We start from the raw sequence: 11110 nt of genomic DNA, 5'->3' as shown, positions 1-11110 counted from the left end.
CACAACTTCCCTCTCGATTTGGCTGCTGTTGATGTAGCACCTGTTGCAATGGCTGCTCCTGCTATCAACGGTTAATTCCGAGTGATGTTCTAGTCCAAATCTAGATAAATAAAAAAGCTCTCCGTAAGGGGAGCTTTTTTATTGTCTAAAAAACTTAAAAGAGGATGGCTGCACAAAGCGCAGTCATCCTCTTTTATACCAAAGCTCAAAATGGCTACGCCATTTTGAGCTTTGGTATAACTTGGCGAAAACTATACCAAACAAAGACGGAAACTGTTGCGCAGTTTATCTGCCTCAAGGTGTCTGCCGATAAACACCAATTGGTTTTTCCGAAGTTCATCTTTTTTCCAAGGGCGATCGCGAGTTGCGTCAAACTGCATATGTACGCCTTGAAATACCAGTCGCTCCTCTGCACCCGAAAGATTGATAATTCCCTTAGAACGAAAGATATCTTGACCTTGGGTTTTTAACAGTTCGTTAATCCATTCTTGAAATTTGTATGGATTTACGGATCCTGTCTCTACAATACTCACAGAGCCAACCTCTTCATCATGGATATGGTGATGATGATCGTGATCATGCTTATGATCGTGATGCTCGTGGTCGTGATGCTCATGGTCATGATGATCGTGGTCATGATGATCGTGAGATGCTTCTCCTTTAGGGGTAACAAACTCAGGATTTTTTTCGAGGATACGGTTTAAATCAAAACCGCCAACGTTAATCACTTTGTTAACACTATCTTCAACCTTGTCTTGATTAAGTTGAACGCGAGAGACCTTTGCCAGAACGTTGAGATGCTTGATTTTCGCTTCCAGTTCATCCAGTTCAACCTTAGTTACGAGATCGGTTTTATTCAACAGAATTACATCAGCAAAGCCAATCTGTTCAAGAACTTCGCGATCGCCCCAATGCTGTTGGACATGCTTAGCATCAACTACAGTCACCACCGCATCCAGATCGACCTGACGATGAATGTCTTCATCCATAAAAAAAGTCTGAATCACAGGACCAGGATCGGCGAGACCAGTGGTTTCGATCAAGAGATGATCGAACTTATGACGGCGGCGCATGAGATTGCCAATAATCCGAATGAGATCGCCGCGCACAGTGCAACAAATACAGCCATTATTCATTTCAAAAATTTCTTCATCAGCACCGATCACTAGTTGTTGATCGATACCGATTTCGCCGAACTCATTGACTATGACGGCAACTTTTTTGCCATGCTCTGCGGTAAGGATGTGGTTGAGTAATGTCGTTTTTCCTGCACCAAGAAAGCCTGTGAGGACGGTAGCGGGAATTTTTTCAGTTGCGATCATAGCCTATATCAATTACCTGTATTACCTGTAATGCAAATCATTATACTCAATTAAAGAAGTTGCGGCTTTGGAATCTAATGGAAGTGACATGAAGTAACCTTGCCCATAATTGCAATTCAGAGACCGCAAGATTTGTTTTTGGGATTCTGTTTCTACGCCTTCAGCCACAACATCCATACTCAGTCCGTGGGCTAAGTTAATAATCGTGGATACCATACTATTTTTATTACTGGTTGCCAACTTTTGGACGAACGAGCGATCGATTTTCAAGGTATGGATGGGTAATTCATGCAATCGGCTAAGTGACGAGTATCCCGTTCCGAAATCATCAATGCAAAGCTTAATATCTAAATTCTTTAATTGTTCCAAAACAGATATTTCCGAATCAGCAAAATCTAAAAGGCAACTTTCCGTAATTTCTAGTTTTAGACAATTACTCGGTAAGCCTGATTCCTCTAATGCCTTTTGAACATTTTGAGCGAAATCAATTTGTTTGAGCTGGATCGGGGAGATATTGACATTCATCCATAAACTGCGATCGCTAGGGCGATCGCTAAATTGTTGATACCAAATTTTCATTTGGTGTAGAGACTGCTTCAAGATCCACAAACCCAAAGCATTAATTAAACCTATTTCCTCGGCAATCGGAATAAAGTGAATCGGAGATATCAATTTCCCAGAAGAATGATTCCAGCGGACGAGGGATTCAAAACCACAGATGCGATCGGTTTGTAGACTATAAATCGGTTGATAATACATGCAAAACTCTTCACGCTCGATCGCTCTCCGCAGATCGTTTTCCATTTCTAATCTGGCGATCGCGGCTTCACGGGTAAGCGGATTAAAGACATCGTATCGACCTCGTCCTTTGTGCTTTGCCTGATACATCGCAATATCCGCATCCCGAAGGATATCCTCAGGCAATAGATAATCCTCAGCGCTGAGAGCGATTCCAATGCTGATACTGACAAATAATTCGTAATCTTCCAGTTTAAAAGGAAGTTCTAATTCCAATTGAATTCGATCGGCAAGGTTGATGACTTCATCAATACTTTCAATATCTTCAAAGAGAATCACAAATTCATCACCACCAAATCTAGCGACAGTGGCGCGATCGCATAGAACCGATCTCAGCCTATGGGTAGCTTGTTTGAGCAGTTCGTCTCCGACCAAATGTCCGAGGCTATCGTTAATTACTTTAAAGCGATCGAGATCGGCAAATAAAACTGCATAACGGGATTTTGCGGTGGTTAAGTATTGCAATCTTTGCATCAGCCAAGCCCGATTAGGCAGGTCGGTAAGCGCATCATGACAAGCTTCGTAGGCAAGGCGTTGCTCTCTTTGTAATAGCTGCATTTGTACTTTTTGCAAATCAGCAAGAGTTTCTGACAATTCTGCGGTACGAGCTCGAACGCGATTTTCTAATTCTTGCGTAAAATCCTCCAATTGGGCATTCTTTTCCTGTATTTGTTTAGTCAAGCTACTAATTTGCAGATGAGTTTTGACTCTAGCGATGACTTCATCCCGATCGAAAGGCTTGGTGATATAGTCCACAGCGCCTAACTCAAATCCCTTGACTTTATCTAACGTATCTGAGAGCGAAGTCATGAAAATAATCGGGATGTTGCAGGTTTCTACAGTATTCTTCAGGATTTGACAAGCTGCAAACCCATCCATGATAGGCATCATGACATCTAAAAAGATTAAATCTGGTTTCACGTAGATCGCCTGCTCGATCGCACTTTCCCCATCAACGGCAACTAAGATATCCCAATTACAACCATCTAAGGTTCCAGATAAAACCTTGAGATTATTGGGATTATCATCAACTATTAAGATCTTACTCTTAGGGTAAACTTCTGCGATCATGACCTTAAATTCAAAAGTTTTAATAAAAAATTCTGCGAGAGTTTGCTCCTTCGTTGGTGTTTGCTTATAGTAGCTAACCAAAAACATCTAATTGCCATCTAACTAGAGTTACCTCGAAAGGATTTAATCAATTCTTTAATCTTTTTGACTTGAAATTCGCCAGCCAATTTTTGTAATTCTTTAGCAAAAGGGACTAGGTTAACATCTTGCTGTTCAAACTGATTGGCTCGTTCATTAATAACATTAATGTTGCCTTGCATTACTAATTCCCAAAGAGCTTCAATTTCTTCGTGGGATGGTGCGAGCATGGGGGTGTGATTGGGAACTTGAGTATTTTCCTCAAGGTATATCGGAGGGGAAGACGCGAAGATCTCTTCGTAAATCCATTGAATTTTAAGGTGCTTGGCAATTTTCGAGAGTAAAGTATCAAAACAAATTGGCTTAGACAAGAAATCATTACCTCCAGTTTCTAGGCTTTCTGCTTCATTTTTGCTAAAAGCACTGGCAGAAGTAACAATAATCACAATATTTTGTAAATCTGGCGATCGCCGAAATTGTCTGATCATCTCAAAGCCATCCATGACAGGCATAACTAAATCGGTAATCACCAGATCGACCTTTTGCTCAAGGGCTAATGCTATGGCATCTCTACCATTGGCAGCCTCTAGGATATTAAACCCGATTTCCTCGAGCAGTTTCACCAATACAGTTCTATTTTCCCATTTATCATCAACTACAAGAATTGTTCTATTTTCCCCAGCAAATCCAACTGTTTTCCGTTGGATGAAATTTTCATTGACTTGAGCCCAGTCAATCATTTCCGTTGCTGCTTTTAAATTTAAATCGATCCAGAAGATACTGCCTTTTCCCCTCTCACTCTTTACCTGAATGGTACTGCCCATGATTTCGACAATCTTTTGGCTGATTGCCAATCCCAAACCAGTACCCTCAGCATTGACTAAAGCTCCACCCGCCTGCTCGAAGGGAAAAAAGATTTTCTCTATCTGCTCTGGGCTAATACCGATACCTGTATCTTCGATCTGGAATCTAATTAGATGCATAATCGAGAAACTGGGGCGCTCTCGATCATCGCTATTGCCGTCGGGTTTCAGCTCTGAGTAAGGAATATTTAAGGCGATCGCATCAACTTTAAAGGTAACTCCCCCATCTTGAGTAAATTTGATTGCATTTCCCAGCAGGTTGAGCAAAACTTGACGCAGTCGCTTATCATCAGCAAAAATCCCGATCGGTAAATTCGCTGAGGGCAAGTAGGTAAAAGTAATGCCTTTTTGAATGGATCTCACCGCACAGACCTCAACTACCCCTTGCAGGAAGTTTTGGAAATGAAAGTCAGTTTCGATTAACTCCATTTTTTGAGCCTCAATCTTGGAAAGATCGAGAATATCGGCAATTAAATTTAGAAGATGATTGCTGCATTGTTTTATAACGTTAATCCCCTCGATTTGCTTTGGTGTTAAATTGCGATCACGCTGCAGAATTTGGACATAACCGAGAATCCCATTAAGTGGTGTTCTTAGTTCGTGACTCATGTTCGCCAAAAATTCACTTTTTGCTTTATTTGCAGAGTCAGCCTCTTCTTTGGCTTGAGACAGATCGATCTCAAACCGCTTGCGTTCGGTAATATCTGTATGCGAGCCAATCATTCGGTTAGGCGTTCCATCTAGATCGAAAAGAGCGATCCCTCTAGCCAGCATCCAACGATAGGAACCGTCTTTACATCGGATTCGATGCTCCGCAATATATTGGGGAATCTCCCCTGCCCAATACTTCTCAACAATGGTCATAACCTGATTGCTATCATCGGGATGAATGAGATGAAGCCAAGAGTCAATATTGGGGGGGAGTTCATCATCTCCGTATCCCAACATCGATTTATACCTTGCGGAAAAAAAGACCTCATTAGTTTTGCAATTCCAATCCCAGATCCCATCGTTACTGCCTTCCAAGGCGAGATGCCAACGCTCTTCACTATCTTTTAATTGCTGCTCGACCAGCTTGCGACTGTAGGACTCGATCGATAGCGCCACTAGATCGCCAATAGATCGCGCAAAGCTTTGCTCTAGCAAAGTCCAAGATCTTGGTTTGCCTGTATGTTCCAAACTAAGCATTCCCACTATTTCATTATTCTGTCGCAAAGGAATTTCTAAAATAGAAGTTATACCAAGTTGAATTAGATAGGTGTCAGTTAATTCATTTGTGCGACTATCGTTAAGGGCATCATCAACGGAAACTGCTAATTCTGTTTGTAACTTACCAATATACTTAGGAAAGGAACTTGCCGAAAAATCTGCTTCCACAACGTGGTTGCCCGAATCCAGTAAAAACAAGTCTAAACAACTCCATTTAACACGGTCTGTAGTAACTAGCCAGACGCTACTACGGGCAACTTCTAAGGTTTGAGCTGCGACTTCGGTTAATTGTTTGACGTTATCAATCAAATTGCCTTGGCGCATTGATTGATCCTTAACAAGCTCATTTAGTACCCGATAATGATGGCTTAAGATAACGGCTTTTTCTTCTAGTTCCTGCTGAATGGCAATGCGATCGCTAATTTCCTTTGCCAATTCACTAGTTCTTTCTTCGACTTTGAGTTCGAGCGATCGCGAATATTCCTGCAAAGAAGACTGGGATTGCAATAGTTGGCGCTGCATTTGATTAAAAGCAGATGTCAGATCGCCTATCTCCTCAATCCAAGTGTCAAGGACAGGTTGCTCAAAATTTTGACTGGCGATCTTGATGCTAGCATCGCGCAATCGAAAGATTGGGCTGACAATCCATCGGGCTGTTTGTATCCCTAGCAAACTCAGGCATATCCCTACAAGGACACATAGTCCAATGAGTGTAATTACATCTTGATGAGTTTGCACCAAAATATCAGACTCTGGGGTAACAATGAAAATGTACCAATCGATACCCGCTTCGTCCTGATAGGGAGATATTTCAATAAATTGCCTTTCTCGCTCTATTTTACCGTTAGACTTGCGGTCGATATCAATATCAAAATTTTCAATGTCATGAATATTCCCTATTTCCCCAAAACGTCTAGACGATTCAATAATCGTGGTTTGAATAAAAGGGTTTTTGCTAGCGTCGGCTTTTAGTCTTTGGATATTACCTTGGAAATCGATTGTAAATAGCGATTCTTTGCTGGACGTAGCTACCAACAGTCCCGATCGCTCCACGATGAAAATTTCGCTTTTTGCACTTACTCGATTGTTTTCGATAAACTCATTAATTCTTCCCAGATTTAGACTAGCGTTGATGGTATAAAGAGGCTTGCCTTGAGCGTCAAAAATAGCTTGAGTTGCAGCAATGCCTAAATTATTACGGTCTAGAGGATAAACTTCGCTCCAGACTGCCTGCTTATTTTCCAGCGCTGGCTGATACCAAGGATGCGATCGCAGATCGTCAGATTTTTCAGTTTTAAATAAATCACCTAAATTGCCTTGAGCATCAAACCGATACCAGTTTTGAGTGGAAAATTTCTCAGTAACTTTGACAGCAAACTGCTGCTCTTCTTGCCTTACGACACCAACAAAATCTCCCGCACTGTCACCTAAAAATATTTCCTGTACTTGTGGAAATACCGTGAGTAGAATCTTAAATTTTTGAATGATTTCACTAGAGTTTTTAGTATTAAGAGAACGATCGGTGGGAACCTTAGCATTCATCCGCACAACTTGCATTGGTGGGAGTAAATAGTCTGAAATACTATGTTTTAGGGATAGTATTGATTTTATTCTACTTTTATTACTATTCTCATTAACGATCTTTTGCGAATTTTGAAATGAGAAATAACCAACAATCCCCAAAGCCACAATAATCTGAAAAATAAAAGGAAAAGTCATCAGCGAGCGAATCGAAATCCTTCTAAATGTCAGTTTTTTTTGACTATCTATATCTTCAGTCATTTTTAATCTGATAAAATAGCAATCTTTATAGTCAAACTTATGGTCAAACGCTTTTAACTTTGGCTTAACTTATTAAGATCCATATTAGGATTCATAAGTTATCTTTAGTTATCTTTGACACTTAAATAATAAACCAATTTCATGCTTTAAAAACTGCTCAATCTTATGGAAGAATATACCTAAAGGGCAGATTCTTCCATGAACTTTGCAGATAGAGAAGGAGCTAAGTTTAATGTTAAGTCTTTAGAAGCTCGCTCTATTTAAATCGTTTTATCTAAATCGCTCTATTTAAATCGCTCTATTTAAATCGCTCTATTTAAATATTTAGCCACCACCGACAATAGTAACAATTTCTAAGCGATCGCTATTTTGGATAAATGTCGTTTCCCATAGTTGGCGATGTAAAATTTCACCATTGTATTCCACAGCAACCAGACGCGGATTTAATCCTAAGTATTTCAGCAATTCGATCATCGTGAGATTTGCCTCGGATATGCGATTATCACCATTGACTTGCACAGTAATCATTCTTTTGTTTTTGATTAAGTTTCCCTACTGATTCTAAAGTTTTCAGTACCACCAAGTCCAAAAACAAAATTAGAAAGATTGGTTGCTATACTTCTTACTAAAAATAATATCTGTGTGTCTATGCCCCAACCTAACTCAGCAAATACGCCAGACTTAATAACGAGCGATTCTCTAAACGTCACAGTTAATCCTGAAATTAATCCTGAAATTAATCTTGAAACTGGACTTAGTGACAATGAAGTTGGAGATCGCAAGCGTCGTGGTGATATTAATACCATTGTCTTGCGTTCCAGCCGTACCTATCAGGATATCTTCAAGGAAAACGTTTTTACCCTATTTAACGTTACCTTTGGCGTAATTTTAGTGCTGATGATGGTGCTCGGGCAGATCACCGATGCTTTATTTTCGGGATTTTCCGTATTTATGAATATTCTGGTAGGGGTAGCACAGGAAATCCAAGCAAAATTGACTCTTGATAAGCTGGCTTTGCTATCGGTACAAAAGGTCAAGGTAAGACGCAATGGGGAATCACAGGAGATTCCCGTGGGCGAGTTAGTCCGTGACGATCTCATCGAGCTTAATCCTGGCGATCGCGCTCCCGTCGATGGACCAGTACTGGTTTCGCAAAATGTGGAAATGGATGAATCGCTTCTGACGGGAGAATCCGATCCCGTTGCCAAACAGATCGATGATATAGTGCTGTCGGGTTCGTTCTGCTTGGCGGGAAGTTGTGTATTTCGAGCCAACAAGATTGGCAATGAAAGCTATGCGGTCAAACTATCCCAGTCTTCAAGGGTCTATAAGCGAGTATTTACGCCCTTACAGAAAAAGATTGATACGTTAGTCGAAATTTTCATTCTCGTCCTAATTGTTGCGGCCTTTTTATATCTATCGTCTAGTCTGAATTCAGGGCGATCGGTAGTAGATATCATTCGCTATGCTTCGGTAATTATTAATAGCTTTGTGCCTGCGGGATTGATTCTCTCCATTAGCGTTGCCTTTGCGATCGGCGCGGTCGAGATCAGCAAGCGGCGCACTTTAATTCAAAAAATCAATGCCGTTGATTCGATGAATAGCGTGAGAATTTTATGTACTGATAAAACGGGAACCCTCACGCAAAACAAACTATTAGTCAAGGCAATTGTGCCTTTAGGCGATACGGATGAGGATTCCTTGCGGGAGTTAATCGCCCTCTACACAAATTTAATGGGAACGCAAAATAGCAGTGCCAAGGCGATGGCAGCATTTACAGATAAGCCGCGATCGCCATCTCAACTCGTCAGCGAAATTCCCTTTAGCTCTAGTCGTAAATGGGGAGCGATCGCCATTGATATTGGCACAACTATTATGGTCGGTGCGCCAGAGATCTTGTTTGCCAATGCCGAAATGCAGGAACAAGCTAAACAATATGCCCGTCAAGGGTTACGAGCGATCGCTGTAGTTACAAGTGAAAACAGCATCGATGCCGAGAAGAATCCCCAACTACCCGATGCTCGACGCGAACGGGGCTTAGTTTTGCTGGAGGACAGCCTACGTCCCGATGTAGTCGATACGATCGCCCAGCTACAAGCTCTCAATGTCAGGCTGAAGGTCATTTCAGGGGATAGTGTCGAAACCGTCGCCTCGATCGCCCGCCAAGCAGGAATCGCCGTTCCCGATGATGCCATATTTACCCAAAAGACCTTAGAGGCTATGGATAACCAAACCTTTAGTCGAGCGGCGGCTTCTGGGGCAGTCTTTGGAAGAATCACCCCCGATATGAAACGGCGTTTGATTTCCGTTATGGTAAAACGTGGCGGCTATGTAGGCATGGTCGGCGATGGAGTCAATGATGTGCCTGCATTTAAGGAGGCTCAACTGGCGATCGCCATGAACGATGGGGCGCAGATCAGTAAAGACGTTGCAGATATTGTGCTATTAGATAACAATCTATCGGCATTACCACAGGCTTTCGCCGCAGGGGATTCGATTAAACAAAAGATTCTGGCTTCATCCCTGCTCTATCTCACCAAAAATATTATGGTGATCCTGACCATTGCTTTTGCAGGGTTTGTGCAACTTCCTTTTCCTGTGGAGCCTCGCCATATGACTGTATTAACGATGGCAGTCGTAGGCTTGCCGACAATTTGGATCTCGTTTGGATGGTTAAAACCCAAACGTCTTGAGAATTTTCTGCGGGATGTATTGGGCTATAGCTGTATCGCTGGAATTTTTGGCGCGATCGCCATGACGACAGGATATGTTTTGTCCTACTACATCAGCGGGTGGGCACTTCTCAAGGTTCCCTACAGCTCTGCCATGCTCAATTCCGATACTTTCCAAGATATTGCTAAGGGTCAAGCACAATGCGTCAGCACTTTTATTGGCATCTTCTTCGTGCTATTGGTGTTTTGGACGCTAACGGATATCTCCATCTGGAAAATACGCACGCTCTTCAAAAACTCTACTGCCGCAATTCTGGGCATCGTCGCCGTAGGTCTATCTGTTGCCTTGATGTTGATATTTCCTTCTTTCTTTCAAGTGGAAATTCCCGATCAATTTGGCTGGACGATGGTAATTTTCTTACCGACCTCTAGCTATTATCTCTTAAGAATGCTGCATTCAAGCAAGCTATTGCGTAATTTACCTCGCTATCTCAGTCAGCCTTAGTTGGCTAGAAGATGGAAACTATCTTTAAAAAGATTTCAACGATTTCTAAAAAATTGTGCAAATGCTATATCTTTTGAGAACCTAAAAACTATGAAATCTAAAGTTCATAAACGTCCGATCGCGATTACGATTCTCGCTACCACAATGATTGGAACGAGCATTGTGCTGATCCTCGATCGCCTATTAAACTTCTATATTTATCGCATTCTAGAAGGTGATACACCTTTAGTAGATGGGGGTAATTCCATTAATTTACAAGTAGTTTCAGGAATTGCCTTTTTAGGATTTGGCATAGTCCCAATTTTTTTGGCGATCGGACTATGGAATTTAAAGTCTTGGGCTAGGTTTCTCAGCATTTGCCTCTACAGCTCAGTAATGTTTCCCGCAACTGCTGCTTCCTTCCATTGGATTTCACCACCTTCAGCAACCAAGCTTTTACAAATCCCCAATGTTTTTGATGATGCGCTCAGTATCGACACCAAGGAACCGATCTCGCGATTGATGGTTTTAAATCCCTATATAGCTATTGGCAGTGCGATCGCTCTTGCTATTTTGTTGACTCCTGCGATCGGCAATGCTTTCCGCTCTCGATATCACCCGACTAATTCAGAAAACTAGATAAATATAAACTGCGATCGGACATACAGCGCTTTGCGCTCAAACCCAAACCAAGGAAGTTTTTGAAAGCCTTGCTAAGCAAGGCTTTCAAAAACTTCCTTGTAGTTCGCTTGATCGATAATTGCTGCAATATTTTTTTTAATGAAAGGTTAGTGTTTATATATTAACGGATTAATTGATGAACCGAGATGA

6 protein-coding genes and 1 pseudogene are annotated in these 11110 nt (G+C 41.5%); 3 read left to right on the top strand and 4 right to left on the bottom strand.

The window, feature by feature from the left end; all coding sequences use genetic code 11:
* Positions 1 to 75 (top strand): annotated as a pseudogene (locus AC805_RS27525) (photosystem II protein D1); the annotation flags it as partial.
* Between the two features lie 176 nt (positions 76 to 251).
* Here AC805_RS27525 and AC805_RS21840 read toward each other — a convergent pair.
* The 4 genes from AC805_RS21840 to thiS form a co-directional block, all read right to left on the bottom strand.
* Positions 252 to 1322, bottom strand: coding sequence for a GTP-binding protein (locus AC805_RS21840; protein ID WP_055077363.1), 1071 nt, complete (start codon positions 1320 to 1322; stop codon positions 252 to 254).
* 21 nt (positions 1323 to 1343) lie between these two features.
* Entirely contained in the window at positions 1344 to 3191 is a 1848-nt protein-coding gene (locus tag AC805_RS21835; protein ID WP_055077364.1) for an EAL domain-containing response regulator, read from the bottom strand.
* Between the two features lie 98 nt (positions 3192 to 3289).
* A complete protein-coding gene (locus AC805_RS21830) occupies positions 3290 to 7123 on the bottom strand; it encodes an ATP-binding protein (RefSeq protein WP_055077362.1) in 3834 nt (1277 codons plus the stop codon).
* Positions 7124 to 7447: 324 nt separating this feature from the next.
* Positions 7448 to 7651, bottom strand: coding sequence for a sulfur carrier protein ThiS (thiS, locus tag AC805_RS21825; RefSeq protein ID WP_055077361.1), 204 nt, complete (start codon positions 7649 to 7651; stop codon positions 7448 to 7450).
* Between the two features lie 120 nt (positions 7652 to 7771).
* Between thiS and AC805_RS21820 the strand changes: the two genes are divergently transcribed.
* Together AC805_RS21820 and AC805_RS21815 are read left to right on the top strand one after the other, a co-directional pair.
* The gene (locus tag AC805_RS21820) at positions 7772 to 10300 is read left to right on the top strand and encodes an HAD-IC family P-type ATPase (protein WP_055077360.1); all 2529 of its coding nucleotides are present in this window, start codon (positions 7772 to 7774) and stop codon (positions 10298 to 10300) included.
* Between the two features lie 90 nt (positions 10301 to 10390).
* On the top strand, positions 10391 to 10918 hold the full coding sequence (locus AC805_RS21815) for a hypothetical protein (protein WP_055077359.1): 528 nt from the start codon (positions 10391 to 10393) through the stop codon (positions 10916 to 10918).
* Positions 10919 to 11110 lie beyond the last annotated feature (192 nt).

It is taken from the genome of Pseudanabaena sp. 'Roaring Creek', assembly GCF_001402795.1.
Taxonomy (GTDB): Bacteria; Cyanobacteriota; Cyanobacteriia; order Pseudanabaenales; family Pseudanabaenaceae; genus Pseudanabaena.
This window is presented reverse-complemented; position numbering and strand designations above follow the sequence as displayed.

Bases quoted from the DNA above. Each gene is read 5' to 3' on its own strand.
- AC805_RS21840 (WP_055077363.1), bottom strand. From the start codon at position 1,322: ATGATCGCAACTGAAAAAATTCCCGCTACCGTCCTCACAGGCTTTCTT.
- AC805_RS21835 (WP_055077364.1), bottom strand. From the start codon at position 3,191: ATGATCGCAGAAGTTTACCCTAAGAGTAAGATCTTAATAGTTGATGAT.
- AC805_RS21830 (WP_055077362.1), bottom strand. From the start codon at position 7,123: ATGACTGAAGATATAGATAGTCAAAAAAAACTGACATTTAGAAGGATT.
- thiS (WP_055077361.1), bottom strand. From the start codon at position 7,651: ATGATTACTGTGCAAGTCAATGGTGATAATCGCATATCCGAGGCAAAT.
- AC805_RS21820 (WP_055077360.1), top strand. From the start codon at position 7,772: ATGCCCCAACCTAACTCAGCAAATACGCCAGACTTAATAACGAGCGAT.
- AC805_RS21815 (WP_055077359.1), top strand. From the start codon at position 10,391: ATGAAATCTAAAGTTCATAAACGTCCGATCGCGATTACGATTCTCGCT.